The organism is Flavobacterium anhuiense, assembly GCF_900101855.1.
GTDB lineage: Bacteria > Bacteroidota > Bacteroidia > Flavobacteriales > Flavobacteriaceae > Flavobacterium > Flavobacterium anhuiense.
On the sequence record NZ_FMVC01000003.1, the window covers coordinates 39,475 to 54,357 of the forward strand.

Genomic DNA, 14,883 nt, shown 5'->3' on the forward strand with positions numbered 1-14,883 from the left:
GGGTTTTGGAATTTTTTTTAAAATAAATATAGACAGACTTGTCTGTTTATTTGAATTTTTATTACATTTGTAACTGTTTAGTATTAGTCTAGACTGATATATATAGAAATAATACATTTTAAGATGCAACCTAAAGAACGAATTTTAGAAAAAACTTTTACTTTATTTCATAAGCAAGGCTATAATGCTACAGGAATAAATCAAATAATTGAAGATGCAAAAGTGGCTAAAGCCAGTTTTTATCAGCACTTTAAATCTAAAGAAGATTTGTGCGTAGCTTTTCTGGAGCAGCGCCATTCTTTTTGGTTTAACGAATTGTTGAAATTTACTTCAAATGTTGAAGATTCTAACTTGAAGGTTATTGCATCATTTGATTTTTTGATCTACATGAATAAAAAGGAAAATTTTAGAGGATGCAGTTTTCTAAATATACTATCAGAGATTCCTTCTGATAATATTAAGATACTCAACGTTATTCAAAGCCATAAGAGTGATTTGCGAGTTTATTTTAAAGATATTTTAAAAGATGATTTGTTAGCAGATCACATCTATTTATTATTTGAAAGCTGTATAATCGAAAGTCAGTTGTTTAAATCAAATCAGTTAATCGAACAATCAAAAAAGATAATTCAAACTTTAATTTTAAAATAATGGAACAGAAATTACCATTGCCTCCTTTCTCTTTAGAAACGGCAATAGAAAAAATTCAATTAGCAGAAGATGCATGGAACAGCCAAGATCCTGAAAGAGTTTCAAAAGCGTACACGGTAGACAGCGAATGGAGAAACAGGGACAAATTTGTAAATGGTCGTGATGAAATCATTCTTTTTTTGACTGAAAAATGGAAAAAAGAAAGAAACTACAAATTGAAAAAGGAATATTGGGCTCATACCGAAAACAGAATTGCAGTGCGATTTGAGTACGAATACCAAGATATTGATGGAAATTGGTTTAGAGCTTACGGAAATGAAAACTGGGAGTTTGATGCAAACGGTTTAATGCAGAAAAGATTTGCTAGTATAAACGACCTTCAGATTTCTGAACAAGACAGAAAGTTTAAATAATACGAAACTAAATTAATTCATACTAGGCGGTTCAGGAATTTTAATTTTCTGCTTGATTTTCTTTACAATCAAAAGATAAAAAGTAATGCCGCCTAAAATGATCAATAAAGCAATTTGAAGTTGGCCTAAACTATTATTTCTGCTGTACATCGCATTCGCAGCTGCAAGTTTAGCTTTTCCTTCTTCGATCTGAATTTGAGAAAGGGATTCAAGCGTTTTTAGAGCTTCTGCGCTGGAAATGGCAATTTTATTCCAGTTTTTGCTTTCAACTTGCTTATTTATTTCTTTGCAGGAAAGCAAAAAGGCATCAAAATATTGTTTTTCTTTATTTGTTAAAACGGTTTTAGCATACAAATTGTCAATATCATGAATAATATCAAGTGTGTGAATAATTTCATCTTTCTTGATATTGTCACTCAAATTCAATTTTTCGGCTTCAGCTTTTATAAAATGAAGTTCTTTTGAATATTGAAAAATATAATGCGCTACAACCAAACGATCTTTGTAAATCGCATTGATATTGTCGTTTACATTTTTGGAGTTTCGCAGCGTATTAAAGTTACCAAGCAGAATGATAAGCATTACGACTAGTAAAATAAAAGCTGCTTTAGTTTTATTGCTGTATCTTCTGTGATCTTTCATAGCTTTTGGGAAACTAAAATTTTAATCAATCATTTTGTTTTCTACGAGTGCAATGTTTTTTATGGATGACAAAGGAGTTATTTTTATTTTTTTGTCTCCTTTAATGAGATAGAAATAATACAAGCTATTATTTCCGATTATAAAAACATTCTTAGATTCACCTTCATTAAAATCCAACTGATAGCTGTAATCCAGTCTATTTTCCTTTAGTTTTTTCTTAGTGAAATAGCCTCCAGCTAATCCGTAACCTAAAAAAAAGGACAATAAAAAAATGACAAGCGATTTTATGGCAATACCATTATAGTAGCTTTTAGCTTCTTGTGGTGATAATCCGTCAGTTGATTTCAGTTCAAAAGATTTTTTTACAAACGGCAAATCTTTATTCTTGGCCAAGAAGGAAGGAAGATAAAAATGAAGCAAAAAAAGTAAAATAATTGCTCCTAAAATCACTGGGTTTGAAGTAAATTCAGCAATCGGACTAATTAATATATCCATTATTGTAGAATACCGCAATATGTTAATTCCAAATTGGTAGTAAAATATACTATCCTTTAATATTCCCATTAAAATTAGAAATAGATATCCAAAAGGCAATAGCTTTTCTAAATCGTCTGAAATCTTCATGAAACTAATTTTTATCTAAAATAGTGTTTTAGTTTAAATTTTCAAGAAGTTTTATAAAGGAGTATAGAAATATTTTTTAGAGTAAAGAAAATGATCATTTCTTGTTTTACAAAGTTTTTTGAAATTTATCTCCAATATAAATAAAAAACAAACCAAAAAGCAATAAAAAGAGTGCTATTGTTTGAAATCTAGATCGTTTATCTTTATAATTATACTCATTTCTTCCGTCAATATCAATTTTAAAAATTTCAGGATTAACTTCTTTTTTGTCCAATGCTTTTATCCAAACAGTTATATTCTTTGAGCCTTCTAAATATGAAGAAATCTTATCATTTTCTGTATTGCCATTGTATAACGGACTAGAAGCCCCACTTTCTAAAATAAAAGTTTTGTTATATTCATTTAAAGTAAAAATTAAGGTTGAGTTTCTACTCAATCTTTTATTGCCAAATCTTTCTTTGTATGAAACTATTTTAGAAGAAGAACTAGTTGATTTAATAGTACCTTCAAGAGGTATTAGCATATCATCAAATGTAAAAGCTAATGGTAAAAATAAAAATAAAGCAACTAAAATCATTCCTGTTCCTAATGATGAAACTTTATTTTGGTATAATAATTTTAGTTTGGAAAAAAATACCATTTATTATTCCAAAATTAACTCATTATCATCCGATTTTCCTTTGAAAAACAAAAACTGCAATAAAAGTGCTAATACAATTGTCAAAATTGCTCCAATAAAATTCAGCCATAAATAGCCTAATTTTTCCTGACGGTAAATCATGAAATAATAAATGACAAAAATGGTAAGCTGACTAATAATGGCACTAATAAACATAGGCTTTGCCTGAACCTTTTTGGTGTAAAAGCCAACAAGAAAAATTCCTAAAACAGTTCCATAGAAAATTGAACCAATAATATTTACAAGCTGGATCAAGTTTTCGAACAGCGTTCCAACGCAGGCAAAAAGTATCGCTACAATTCCCCAGAAAAGAGTGAAAAACTTCGTAACATGCAAATAATGCTTCTCTGATTTTTCTTCTGTCTGATTCCTTTTGTAAATATCAATTGCTGTTGTAGAAGCCAAAGCGGTTAACCCAGAAGCGGTAGAAGACATAGCAGCCGAAAGAATTACGGCCAATAACAATCCGATTAAACCTTTTGGCAAATAATGCAGAATGAAATGGAAGAATACGTAATCCTTGTCATTTGTCTCCGAATTACTGTCAGCTCTCGAAATGATTTCTTTAGCTTTATCACGAAGATCTTTTTCTTTATTGGATAATGCTATCAATTCTTTACGCAAAATTGGATTATCATAATCTTGGTTGAGCTGGTCGATATACAATAAGTTAATCACCTTTTTGTCTTCTGAAAGTTTTACCAGTTTTTCTTCTAAAACATGATATTCTTGCTTAAAAGCTGATTTTTCGATAGCAATTTTATTATTCGGATTAAAATTTAACGGCACAGGATTGAATTGAAAAAAGACAAAAACCATAACTCCCGTAAGAAGTATAAAGAATTGCATTGGCACTTTCAACAATCCATTCATGATTAATCCCATCTGACTCTCGCGAACCGATTTCCCAGATAAATAGCGCCCAACCTGCGATTGGTCTGTCCCAAAATAAGCAAGAGCCAGGAAGAAACCTCCTGTAATACCGCTCCAAAAAGTATATTTTTCTTCGGGATCAAAAGAAAAATCAACAATGTTCATTTTGTCATTTGCGCCTGCAATATGTAGTGCGCTGTTAAAAGTCATATCGTTTGGAAGATAATGCAGAATTAGAAAAAATGTAATAAACATTCCAGACATTATGACAAACATCTGCTGTTTTTGTGTTACGTTTACTGCTTTTGTACCTCCAGAAAAAGTATAGATTATTACCATAACTCCAATAATGATGTTCATTACAGTCAAGTTCCATCCTAAAAGAGCTGATAAAATAATGGCTGGCGCATAGATGGTTAAACCAGTTCCTAAACCTCTTTGAACCAAAAACAAAATAGCAGCAAGTGAACGTGTTTTAACATCAAATCGGCGTTCTAAAAACTCATATGCGGTAAAAACTTTACTTTTATGATAGAGTGGAATAAAGGTCAAACAAATAACAATCATGGCAATTGGCAATCCAAAATAGAACTGAACGAATCCCATTCCGTCGTGATACGCTTGTCCTGGTGTGGATAAGAAGGTAATTGCGCTGGCTTGTGTAGCCATAACCGAAAGTCCGACAGTATACCAAGGCGTTTCGTTATTTCCTAAAATGAAATCCTCTACATTTTTACTGCCTCGAGTTTTCCAAGAGCCGTATCCAACAATAAATAATAATGTGACAATAAGTACGATCCAGTCAAATAGCTGCATAGGTTATGAGTATAATTGCATGATTAAAAGAAAAATAGCTATGTAGATCGCATTAACTACCAATACATAAGTGTAGCTTTTTTTCCATTTTTTTGTTTTTTTGGCTTCCATATTTTATTGCTTTAAATCTTGTTTTGGAGCTTCAATGGGCTGTTTCAGAGAAATGATATTCGATAATAATCGATATGCTCCAGAAACACCTTCTGGCAATTCTCTAAAGAAACTCAAACCGGTGTAAATATAGTATCCTTTTCCGTACGGTGCTACAAGTAAAGCTCCATCTTTTGCAGATTCTCCTTTGTCATGTGATGAAATAATAGGAGTGAAGGCAGGATCGTATTCGTTTGGATAATATAAACCTTGCTCTTGTGTCCAGCCTTGAAAATCTTTTTCAGAGATTTTATTTGGCGTATTTAAAACAGGATGATTTGGCGCTAAGAATGTAATTTTAGCATTTTCTTCTGTCACGCGATCGTTTGATAATTTTAACGGATATGGCGCTATTTTATCAGTAACCAATTTACCATTTGTATTGTACTGTACAATCATGTTTTTACCGCTTTTTACAAAATTGAAAAGTATATTTTGTTTGTTTGCCAAAGCATTTACGGTATTGTAAGCACGAACTCCTGTAATCACAGTATTAAAAGAATCTAGTTTTTGAGGCGTAATTTCTTCTGGTTTTAAAATAGAAACTTTGTATCCCATTTGGGTTAAACTTTCTGGAACTTCGTCACCCGCTCCCATAATATAGGCGATGGCATCTCCAGAAATTTTCAAATCAATTCTGATGCATTTTGATTCTGCTGGTTTCAGAACCATTTGTTTAGTAATGTGAGGGAAATCAATAATGGTTTGGTCTTTATCAAAACGTTTATTGTCAACAATAGCAACACTTTTTGCTACAACTTCTTCTGGATTTACTGGAGGGGTTACTTCAAAGTAAAAGATTTGTTCTGTGCCTTTTTTGTCTAAAGCAAATGGAATTTCTTTTGGAGAAACATTCCAACTTTTTGGCAATTCTAATTGCAGATTTCCTTTTACATCGTCTTTTCCAGCACGAACTTTTACTGGAACCATTTTGCTTTTGGTGCTTCCAAAAATCAAAACTCTTTCTAATATCGAAGTAGTAACTTCTGGCACAATATCAAGGAAATTATACATTTCGCCTTTTACGCCATCATTGTATTTGTAAACAACAGTTCGCTCAAAAGGAATTTCAACATCGTTGATTTTTACATTAAAAACTACTTTTGTGTCTCGTATAATATCAGGAATACCAATGTCTTCTTGATTCGAAACGGTATACATTCCAACTGTAGCTTTTTCTTTTAGCCAATAAGGCTGAGTGTACTCAATATTGTTTGGAAGATGTAACTGCAAATTGATTTTCTGATCGTTATTGTTTTTTAAAACGATATTTTGGGCTATTGTCTGATTATCTGGAAGAGTTGTTACGCTAACTAACTGCATTCCAACAGAACATCTGTTAATCGCTTCAAGAGTTAGTTTAATAGTGCTTCCTGGAGTGGCTTCTTGTTCATTAGCAACAGCTTCAAGATATAATCCTGAACAAGATGCAATAATGTTTTTAATGGCTGCCAATTTAATTTCTTTCCAATGTGTATCGTCTAAAGCTTGAATCATGGCATAAGCTTTAACTAAATTTGGAATGCTTGCAGAAGGATTGCTGAAATCGTATTTTGAAATGATTGAAGAAATTAAGTCGCCAATCGGTTTTCCGTTTTTAACACGGTTCCAACTTGTGTCAATTCCATCAAATAAATTATCACGCTCTTTTGGAGTTTCGCCATTTATAAGTTCTAAATATTCGGTTTCTTCACCGCGAACTCCTGTGCTACCAAAACCTTGCGATTGATGGCGGCTACGGCTCAAAGCAGCGATTTCCTGATTTGATTTACCTATTCCTGTGTAGTAAACGCCTGTTTCTAATTTTGTGAATTTAGATTTGTTAGCAGCATCAAATTTTTCTTGGCTTCCGTAAAACCACCAAGACGGATTAAAGAATTGGCGTTTTACCTGCCAAGGCGTAACGTATTTTAATTGTTCAGGATAAACTTTTGGGTCGTTTGTTAATTTGAAACTTTCAACGCTCAACATCGCAGAAGAAGTATGATGTCCGTGTGTTGTACCTGGCGAACGGTGGTCAAAGCGATTGATGATAATATCTGGCTGGAATTTTCTGATTGTCCACACTACATCGGCAAGGACCTTATTTTTGTCCCAAATATCTAAAGTTTCGTCAGGATTTTTAGAAAAACCGAAATCATTTGCTCTTGAGAAAAACTGTTCTCCACCGTCGATTTTTCTAGCTTCAATTAATTCCTGAGTTCTAATAACGCCAAGCAATTCACGTAATTGAGGTCCGATTAAGTTTTGCCCTCCATCACCGCGTGTTAATGATAAATAACCAGTTCTGGCGTTCATTTCATTGGCTAAATACGAAATCATTCTAGTATTTTCATCGTCAGGATGTGCGGCAACATACAATACAGAACCTAAAAAGTTTAGCTTTTTGATTTGATTGTAAATTTCAACTGAATTTGGTTTTTGCGGCTGCTGTGCAAATGAAACCTGAAAACCGATAAAAAATAAAAGAAAGATCTGAATCTGTATTTTTCGCATGGTGAATGTTAGATGTTTTTTGAAATCATTTCAAAAATAGTAATTATTTTATGTAAGATTATTTAAATGAATTGTTAACGCTCAATAATTATACCTTTCTTTAATTTGATAAAATAAAAAAAGCTGTTAGAAACTAATCTAACAACTTTGATATAAGTGTTTTGAAATTTATTTCAATTTGTTGTTACTATTCTTATTAGGCCTATTAATGTTCGTATTGATTTCTTTGGCATCTTTTTTTTATAGCATCCAGACTAAAATGCTATAAAAAAGAGAGTATCATTTTTTGATACTCTCTTGTATTAATTACTAATAATTTAGCAGTTATCTTCTTCCGTGTCCGTGGCCATGGTCGTGATCATCATCGTGATCGTGACGGTCATGTTTTCCATGGTGTTTATCGTAGTGTTTGTCATAACGTTTGTAATCTCTTCTGTCATCATAGCCATATACAGGTCTTGGTTTGTATGGTCTTTGTGGTGCTCCATGGTAACCTCTATAGTATTTTACTTTATGACGGTCAAAGTATACATAAGGAGTTCTGCCGTGATAATCTGTTAAAACAACTTTATAACCTCCATACAAGTCGTAGTTTCTATATTGTCTTGGCAAGTAGGTTGTTCTTACCCATCTTCCTCCTCCGAAATAGATAAATTGAGCAGCACGAACATCGTAGTAAGCTTCAATATCTGGAAGATAATAATATTCCATTTCTGAATATCCTACAGGTCCCCAAGCTGGTGGAGTACCTATATTTACATTTACTGATACTTGGGCTTGTGTGGCGTTTGCAACCATAAGAAATAATCCGGCGATTGCTAATTTTATCGTTTTCATCTTTTTTGTTTTTTTAAATGTTAATCTTGAATAGGGATATTCATATACTGTGCCAAAAAAAATAAACAGATGTATTTTATCGGATAAAAATGTATTTCGTCGAATGAGCTATAATTAAAAATAGCTTTAATGTATTGATTTATAAGAGTTTTGTCGTATTTGAAAAATTCAAAAAAAAATTTAAAAAAATTATCTATAATCGACGACTCTAGGCTTTGCAAGTTCAAAACTTTGAAGTCCAAAATCGGTTGTTTCAAAAGTATTTGTTTTGAAAACATTGTCTCCTTGTTGCGGAATACTTGGATAATAAGAGAGTGAAAGCTGGAATGAACTGAAAACTAAGTAGTCATTACTAATTAATAACCCCACAGTAAGTTTAGAATAAGGTTTGCTTTTAGTCATTGCCATTTCTGGACTTCCCAATACTGCAATTGAATAATTGAAAAATGGGTTTAAACGAAATCCTAATAAAGCATGAGGAGAATAGGTCTGAGTTTGAAGCGATAAAACGGCTTTGCTCGTTCCATACAAATAACTGTTAAATCCGGCAAGTCCATTTTGTTCATTTATATTTAGTTGATCTCCAATAATATCATCTCGATTTATACCAATTACCACTTTTGGATTTACGAATTGTCTAATTTTCCAATTTCCAATGCTATATAATTTTGTAAAATAATTGGACTCAAACAAAAATGAGGTCTGATAGGTTTTGGACTGATGAAAAAAGGTTCCTGCTTCAAAATTCATACTCAAAAAACCTAAGCGGTAATAATTTCCAAAAGAAAATTGAGCGCCAACATAAGGTCGCCAGAAAGTATTCTTATACTGATAGCCAAAAGTTACACCATATATTCGTCCAATCGGAACGTCTTCTGTTTGTCCATTTCTGAAAATATAACTGTCTTTGATAAATTTTCTTGTGTTCAGCCCAATTCCGCTGAGGATTAGTTTTTCGGAAGAATAAAAATGATTTGGATCATAAAGATCTGAAGGCGATTCGCTGTAGTTGACATTTAAAAAACGAGCAGTGGTCACAAGATTTGTTATCGCTTTGTTATTGTCCTCAAACATTTTAAAAGCATGCCCAACCCAAACATCTTGCGAAGTATATTTTTTTGGCTGATAAGCAAATGTAGAATCTGGAGCTTGAAGCGTATCTTTTCTAAAACTTTCGTCCATATAAAAACCGCCAGCCCATTTCGTCAGAGGGGAGTAAAAGTCTCGCTCGATATCGATGCTTTTAATATAGTTATTGTCTAAATCCATATTGTAATGGAGAACCGTTCCGATATAAGTGTTTTTAATATTTGGAACCGTGTACGTCACTTCATTACCATTTTGACCATCATCAAAACGGTTGGTGAAACGGTATTCTAACTGTTGTCCTGTCCCAAAAAAATCTTTTTCTTTAAATCCAATCGAAACTTGATTGCTGGAAATAGAAAACCTCGGAATTGTGCTCCAAGAATCTAAGACTCGAATTGTAACATCAACAGAATCTGATGCTTTTCCAACGCTTTGGTTAGAAATTCTAACTGCTGTTACGTAACGTTGAGCACGAATTAAACGCTCAGTCTCTAGAATTTTATAAGTATTGTAAGGTGTATTCCTCTTAAAAAGCAATAAATTTTGGATGGCAATTTTTTTGGTTTTTAAATGAAGTCGGTTACCCATTCTTTCTCCCCAGTTTTTAGGCACTTGATTGGTATCGGCAACTGAGTACCCGAAAGGATCTAAAGTAATAATATTAATTTTTCGAATAATTTTGCCTTCATAGTTTGTAGAATCAATAGGAACAAGCAGTTCTTCTTTTTTCTTTGATTTCTTAGATCTAAAAAACAATTTATGCATCGTTTGCGTAAACTTATTTTTCTTAGAGTAATTTCTAATCTTTGTATAGATTTCCGTGGTGTCTTTGTCCTTTTTTGGCTCTTTTTTATTCTTATCTACCTGAGCATATCCACTTTGTAAACAAAAGCAAAGCAAAATAAAAAACAGTATTTTGTTATTTAAAAACATTCGGTAGTTCTCTTCTAATAAGTTTAAGCTTTATGAATATAAGGAATAAATAAATGCTATGCTAGCATAACGCTTTTTTTAATTTTCTGTTGTAACTTTTCTTTTTCTCCAGACAAATTTTCTGGGAACATGATTTCCCATTAGATATCCCCAAGCGGAGAGTGATTCAATTCGGTCAAAAATAATTTTAAGAATAGCTAGAAGCGGAATGGCTAAAAACATTCCTGCAATTCCGGCAGCGGCGCCTCCAACAATAATTCCCATTATTGAGACAAAAGCGTTTATTTCTACTTTAGAATTGATAATTAAAGGAACAAGAAGATTATTATCAATAAACTGAACAATAATATTTACAATCAAAATTCCAAGAATTACAGATGTTTCTCCAGATCCTGTCAATGATGCCAAAACCGTAATAATTCCTGCAATTGTGATTCCGATGTACGGAATCAAATTTAAAATTCCTGTAATTAATCCGAGAAGGACGAAATATTTAATGCCAATAATCCACAAACCTAAACTGGTTAGAACAGAAACAACTATCATCTCGATAATTAGACTTACAATGTAATTGTTGATTGAAACTTTTATTTGAGATAAAATATCTTGCAAAACAGCGTGATTTTCCTGTTTGATTAATTTGGCAAAAAACAGTTTGAAATGTTCTTTGTAAATCAAAAATAGAAAGGTGTACACAACCATAATTGTGCTGTCTAAAAGGACATCGCTAATAGAAACAATAAAAGAACCTAGTTTTGCCTGACCATTTTTGACAGAATCTTTTGTAACCGAATCCAAATATTTTTTCTGGTCTCCTATGCTTACCTGAAAATTTTCTCTTATAAATTTATGAATTTCAAGAATAAAAGAGTTTGCATTTTTTTTTATGGTATGAAAATCATTTGCCATATAAGTTACTTGGTAAGAGATAAAAACCAAAATTCCGACAATGACAGAAATAAAAATAATTAAACAGACTATCGCCGCCAAATGTCTTGGAAACTTAAATTTTGTGTTTAAGAAAGTAAAAATCGGAAGCAATAAAACGGCAAATAGAAACGCCATTAAAATAGGAGTGAGAATATCTTTTCCGATGCAAAAAATAAATGCAAAACAAATTAAAGTAACAAGAATAAAGGAAAGTTTTGCATAAAAGGGTAATGTTATGGGCCGAGTCATTTTTATTTTTATTTAGCTGATTGTAGAAAACAAATATTACACTTTATTTGTCTTTTTCTGTTCCAGCTTTTTGAATGCCCGTTATAAAATTCCCATTATCTTTTAGTCAAAAAACTCACGCTCCTCGTACTTTGCAGGTATAATCGAAATTCCTTTTTGAAGTAATAAATTATTAGGAAAAACAATTTTTTCACCTTCTTTTGTTTTTAAGCTTACATGAAAGGTATTAATGTCTTCAATTTCAGCTTCAATAGGAAAATCTTTATCATGTATTTTAATAGTGTCTCCGATTCTAAAAGGAAAAGAAAAGAATAAAACCATTCCAGAAGTAATATTGCTCAAAATAGACCACTGAGCAAACATAGCCACGCCAATAACGGTTGCAATAGAAGAAATCGTAATAAAAATATCTTCTGTTTGAACTCCCCAAATTACAATTAAAGTGGTTACAACCAATATATTCATTAAAATATTAATATACTTAATAACTAAATTGGTGCGGTGTTCAAATAATTGACTTGTAGCGGCAAAACGTCTTATTAGTTTAGCGATTACCATTCGCAATACAATCAAAACCCCAATAAGAATAATTGTTGCTATTATTTCTCGGCTATACTCTTTAAAAGAAAACATAATTACATTATTTACACTAATTTAGTCAAAAATTCATAAACTTTGGCTGTTGGAAGTCCCATTACATTGGTATAAGAGCCTTCTACTTTTGCAACTGCCATAAAACCAAACCATTCCTGTATGCCATATGCACCAGCTTTATCGTAAGGTTTATAGTTTTCGATATAATACAAAATAGCTTCATCTGATAAGTCATTGAAAGTTACTTTAGTAATATCATGCAAAAGAGTAGAGGAGTCTACGGTTTTAAAGCAAACTGAAGTAATCACTTCATGCGTTGTGTTTGACATCGATTTGATCATAGCAAAAGCTTCTTCGGCATTTTTTGGTTTTCCTAAAGCTTTGTTCTGATGCCATACAATCGTATCGCTTGTAACTAGAATTTCATTTGCTGCCAATTCGCCTTCAAATGCATTAGCTTTTAATTTAGCCAGATAATCTGTGATTTCGACTGCTTTTAATTCTGGCGGATAGATTTCCTCAACGTCTTTTAAACGAATTTCAAAATCTAGATCTAAATCCTTAAAAAACTGCTGTCTGCGAGGTGAACCAGAAGCAAGAATAATTTTGTATTTTTTTAATTTTTCTTTAAGCATTGTATTTGATATTAAAAGCAATAACTAGAATTGACAAAATTCCGAAGAACAAAATGAGTTTTAAAATACTGCTTAAATGATGAAAATCCTTTTGAGATTTTGCACTAAATATTTTCACAATAAAATAAAGCAAAGGTGCTAAAACTGTCGCAAATGCATAAAATACGGCAATGTAAAGTTTGTTTTGCATAAAATAAGTATTGCAGTAAAGCCCTGATAGAATGAACGCAATAATAGCAAAACCTAAAGCTATTTTTGCCGCTCGGCTTACACCAATTGCAACTGGGAGCGTATTCATTCCCATATTGTAATCGCCATTTACATCTTCAATATCTTTTACAATTTCACGAATAAAATTAATCATGAAAGCAAATAAAGCATAATCAATTAATATTGAAAATAAACTTGCCATTTGTGCCTGATTTTCTGCTGTAGTCGCTGGAAAAAGATCAAAAACACCAATAATTAAAACGCTTACCGCTAAAAGCAATGCCACAACAAAGTTTCCTAAAATCATGATTTGCTTAAGTGTAGTTGCATAAAAATATAGAAGTGATGCGATCAGAATAAAAAGCGAAGCGAAAGTCGGTCTCATAATAATATTCGACAAAATAAAACCAATTGCAACACCAGAAATATTTAAACCTATATAAATGTTATACGCGGCTGTTTCTGTAATTCCTTTTCCAACCACAACATCATTTGGTTTATTGATGCTATCAGTTCCTACATCATAAATGTTATTGATAACATAACCCGCTGCAGCCAATAATATTGTGCTTAAAATAAGTAATCCGTATTGCCAGTCAGATAATGCCAGCGGAACTTCCTGCTGTTTTAAAAAGGCATAACGAAAAAGCAGCTGCATAAAAGCAAGCATTAATAGGTTTTTATAACGAATGAGTTTGAGGAATTTCATTTTTTCTAAGGTTCTGAGATACTAAGGGGCTAAGTTTTTTTACTGTAACTGCAAACTGTGACTGAGACTGAAAACTTTAATCGTGCTTACCGTTAAAATACTCCATCCATTTTCCTTGCACTTTCATTACTTGTTCGATAACATCTCTGGCAGCACCGCGTCCGCCTTTTACGTGAGAAATATATCGGCAGATTTTTTTTATTTCTGGACTTGCATCTTGAGGACATGTCGGTAATCCAACCAATTTCATGACATGAAAATCAGGAATATCATCTCCCATATATAACACATTTTCAGGTTTTATATTATGAGTTTCAGTATAGGCTGTAAAAGTTTTTACTTTATCTGGAGTTCCTAAATGAATGTCTGTAACGCCTAAATTGCGAAGACGAATTCGTACGCCTTCATTGCTTCCTCCAGAAATAATGCAAACATGATAACCGCTTTCGATTGCCGCTTTCATTGCAAATCCATCGCGAATATTCATTGTTCTTAGCATTTCACCTTCATTGGTTACAAAAACAGAACTGTCTGTAAGTACGCCGTCTACATCAAAAACAAACGTTGTGATGTCATTCATTAATTCTTTATAACTTTTTGCCATTATGCTGTATAGATTGTGTTAGGATTTTATAGATGTTTTTTTTGTTTTCGTCTTGTAAAAAAGCGAGATGCGCTTCGATTGTGTTAGAATCATGGCGTATTGCTGGCCCTGTTTGGGCATCAATAGGATCGAGTGTATTGATTTTATCAGCAGTTTCTTGAATTAATGGTCTTAAAACAGCAAAAGGTAGTTGATTTTCTTCACAGATTTCCTGTCCCATCTGGTACAAATGATTCGTAAAATTGCTCACAAATACAGCTGCTACGTGAAGCGCTTTTCGCTGTTCTGAACTGATTGAATAAACTGCTGTTGAAACGCTTTTGGCAACGGTTTCTAATAGTTTAAAATCGGCTGTGTTTTCCGCTTCTAAACAAAAAGGAATGATTGAATAATCAATTTGTTTGTTCTTAGAAAAGGTCTGTAGCGGGTAAAAAACACCGCGTCGGTTTTTAGGATTTAATAATTCGATTGAAGATGTTCCAGAGGTATGCACCACAAGTTGATTGTTAAATGGAAGCTGTTCTGATACTTCTGCAATAACGTTGTCTGAAACTGAAATAATGTGTAAATCAGCAGGTTCTAAAGCTTGAAAATCGGTTACAATCTTTTCAGAATCAATTAAATGAAGTAAGGCTTCTTTCTTTCTGGAAAATACTTGTTTAATTTCAACAATTTTGCTGGCAGAAAAAGCCTTTATCAAATGCTGCGCAACGTTGCCGGAACCTATTATTGTTATCTGAATCATGAAA

The 14,883-nt window shown here is 32.5% G+C and carries 15 protein-coding genes; 2 read left to right on the top strand and 13 right to left on the bottom strand.

What is annotated here, in order from left to right; translation table 11 throughout:
• Positions 1-123: 123 nt before the first annotated feature.
• The gene (locus BLP44_RS08125; protein WP_091131513.1) at positions 124-651 is read left to right on the top strand and encodes a TetR/AcrR family transcriptional regulator; all 528 of its coding nucleotides are present in this window, start codon (positions 124-126) and stop codon (positions 649-651) included.
• Complete coding sequence (locus BLP44_RS08130) at positions 651-1,064, top strand: nuclear transport factor 2 family protein (RefSeq protein WP_066034582.1); 414 nt, start codon at positions 651-653, stop codon at positions 1,062-1,064. Before BLP44_RS08125 ends, BLP44_RS08130 begins: the two co-directional genes overlap by 1 nt.
• A gap of 12 nt (positions 1,065-1,076) precedes the next feature.
• On the opposite strand, the gene BLP44_RS08135 is transcribed toward BLP44_RS08130, so the two are convergent.
• The 13 genes from BLP44_RS08135 to BLP44_RS08195 all read right to left on the bottom strand — a co-directional run bounded on the left by BLP44_RS08135 (position 1,077) and on the right by BLP44_RS08195 (position 14,879).
• Positions 1,077-1,706: an MCP four helix bundle domain-containing protein gene (locus BLP44_RS08135; protein ID WP_091131517.1), complete on the bottom strand. Its 630-nt coding sequence runs from the start codon at positions 1,704-1,706 to the stop codon at positions 1,077-1,079.
• A gap of 21 nt (positions 1,707-1,727) precedes the next feature.
• A complete protein-coding gene (locus BLP44_RS08140; RefSeq protein WP_139159188.1) occupies positions 1,728-2,330 on the bottom strand; it encodes a hypothetical protein in 603 nt (200 codons plus the stop codon).
• A gap of 106 nt (positions 2,331-2,436) precedes the next feature.
• Entirely contained in the window at positions 2,437-2,907 is a 471-nt protein-coding gene (locus tag BLP44_RS08145) for a hypothetical protein (protein WP_139159189.1), read from the bottom strand.
• Between the two features lie 66 nt (positions 2,908-2,973).
• Entirely contained in the window at positions 2,974-4,698 is a 1,725-nt protein-coding gene (locus BLP44_RS08150) for a sodium:solute symporter family protein (protein ID WP_091131524.1), read from the bottom strand.
• Positions 4,699-4,812: 114 nt separating this feature from the next.
• Positions 4,813-7,344: a PIG-L family deacetylase gene (locus BLP44_RS08155; RefSeq protein ID WP_091131527.1), complete on the bottom strand. Its 2,532-nt coding sequence runs from the start codon at positions 7,342-7,344 to the stop codon at positions 4,813-4,815.
• Positions 7,345-7,668: 324 nt separating this feature from the next.
• On the bottom strand, positions 7,669-8,181 hold the full coding sequence (locus tag BLP44_RS08160; RefSeq protein WP_008468934.1) for a hypothetical protein: 513 nt from the start codon (positions 8,179-8,181) through the stop codon (positions 7,669-7,671).
• A 189-nt stretch (positions 8,182-8,370) separates the two neighbouring features.
• On the bottom strand, positions 8,371-10,035 hold the full coding sequence (locus BLP44_RS08165) for a hypothetical protein (RefSeq protein WP_317040777.1): 1,665 nt from the start codon (positions 10,033-10,035) through the stop codon (positions 8,371-8,373).
• A 246-nt stretch (positions 10,036-10,281) separates the two neighbouring features.
• Positions 10,282-11,382: an AI-2E family transporter gene (locus BLP44_RS08170; RefSeq protein WP_035692153.1), complete on the bottom strand. Its 1,101-nt coding sequence runs from the start codon at positions 11,380-11,382 to the stop codon at positions 10,282-10,284.
• A 102-nt stretch (positions 11,383-11,484) separates the two neighbouring features.
• Complete coding sequence (locus BLP44_RS08175; RefSeq protein ID WP_008468941.1) at positions 11,485-12,015, bottom strand: mechanosensitive ion channel domain-containing protein; 531 nt, start codon at positions 12,013-12,015, stop codon at positions 11,485-11,487.
• 11 nt (positions 12,016-12,026) lie between these two features.
• Positions 12,027-12,611, bottom strand: coding sequence for a Maf-like protein (locus BLP44_RS08180; RefSeq protein ID WP_066034589.1), 585 nt, complete (start codon positions 12,609-12,611; stop codon positions 12,027-12,029).
• Positions 12,604-13,530 carry a geranylgeranylglycerol-phosphate geranylgeranyltransferase gene (locus BLP44_RS08185; RefSeq protein ID WP_091131535.1) on the bottom strand — a complete coding sequence of 309 codons (927 nt, stop codon included), beginning with the start codon at positions 13,528-13,530 and terminating at the stop codon, positions 12,604-12,606. Before BLP44_RS08185 ends, BLP44_RS08180 begins: the two co-directional genes overlap by 8 nt.
• 76 nt (positions 13,531-13,606) lie before the next feature.
• On the bottom strand, positions 13,607-14,134 hold the full coding sequence (locus BLP44_RS08190; RefSeq protein WP_008468944.1) for a KdsC family phosphatase: 528 nt from the start codon (positions 14,132-14,134) through the stop codon (positions 13,607-13,609).
• Positions 14,118-14,879, bottom strand: a complete 762-nt coding sequence (locus BLP44_RS08195) for a Rossmann-like and DUF2520 domain-containing protein (protein ID WP_091131539.1) — start codon at positions 14,877-14,879, stop codon at positions 14,118-14,120. Before BLP44_RS08195 ends, BLP44_RS08190 begins: the two co-directional genes overlap by 17 nt.
• Positions 14,880-14,883 lie beyond the last annotated feature (4 nt).

What these genes read in the sequence shown, in the direction of transcription:
- BLP44_RS08125 (WP_091131513.1), top strand. Translation starts at nt 124, where the DNA reads ATGCAACCTAAAGAACGAATTTTAGAAAAAACTTTTACTTTATTTCAT.
- BLP44_RS08130 (WP_066034582.1), top strand. Translation starts at nt 651, where the DNA reads ATGGAACAGAAATTACCATTGCCTCCTTTCTCTTTAGAAACGGCAATA.
- BLP44_RS08135 (WP_091131517.1), bottom strand. Translation starts at nt 1,706, where the DNA reads ATGAAAGATCACAGAAGATACAGCAATAAAACTAAAGCAGCTTTTATT.
- BLP44_RS08140 (WP_139159188.1), bottom strand. Translation starts at nt 2,330, where the DNA reads ATGAAGATTTCAGACGATTTAGAAAAGCTATTGCCTTTTGGATATCTA.
- BLP44_RS08145 (WP_139159189.1), bottom strand. Translation starts at nt 2,907, where the DNA reads ATGATTTTAGTTGCTTTATTTTTATTTTTACCATTAGCTTTTACATTT.
- BLP44_RS08150 (WP_091131524.1), bottom strand. Translation starts at nt 4,698, where the DNA reads ATGCAGCTATTTGACTGGATCGTACTTATTGTCACATTATTATTTATT.
- BLP44_RS08155 (WP_091131527.1), bottom strand. Translation starts at nt 7,344, where the DNA reads ATGCGAAAAATACAGATTCAGATCTTTCTTTTATTTTTTATCGGTTTT.
- BLP44_RS08160 (WP_008468934.1), bottom strand. Translation starts at nt 8,181, where the DNA reads ATGAAAACGATAAAATTAGCAATCGCCGGATTATTTCTTATGGTTGCA.
- BLP44_RS08165 (WP_317040777.1), bottom strand. Translation starts at nt 10,035, where the DNA reads ATGCATAAATTGTTTTTTAGATCTAAGAAATCAAAGAAAAAAGAAGAA.
- BLP44_RS08170 (WP_035692153.1), bottom strand. Translation starts at nt 11,382, where the DNA reads ATGACTCGGCCCATAACATTACCCTTTTATGCAAAACTTTCCTTTATT.
- BLP44_RS08175 (WP_008468941.1), bottom strand. Translation starts at nt 12,015, where the DNA reads ATGTTTTCTTTTAAAGAGTATAGCCGAGAAATAATAGCAACAATTATT.
- BLP44_RS08180 (WP_066034589.1), bottom strand. Translation starts at nt 12,611, where the DNA reads ATGCTTAAAGAAAAATTAAAAAAATACAAAATTATTCTTGCTTCTGGT.
- BLP44_RS08185 (WP_091131535.1), bottom strand. Translation starts at nt 13,530, where the DNA reads ATGAAATTCCTCAAACTCATTCGTTATAAAAACCTATTAATGCTTGCT.
- BLP44_RS08190 (WP_008468944.1), bottom strand. Translation starts at nt 14,134, where the DNA reads ATGGCAAAAAGTTATAAAGAATTAATGAATGACATCACAACGTTTGTT.
- BLP44_RS08195 (WP_091131539.1), bottom strand. Translation starts at nt 14,879, where the DNA reads ATGATTCAGATAACAATAATAGGTTCCGGCAACGTTGCGCAGCATTTG.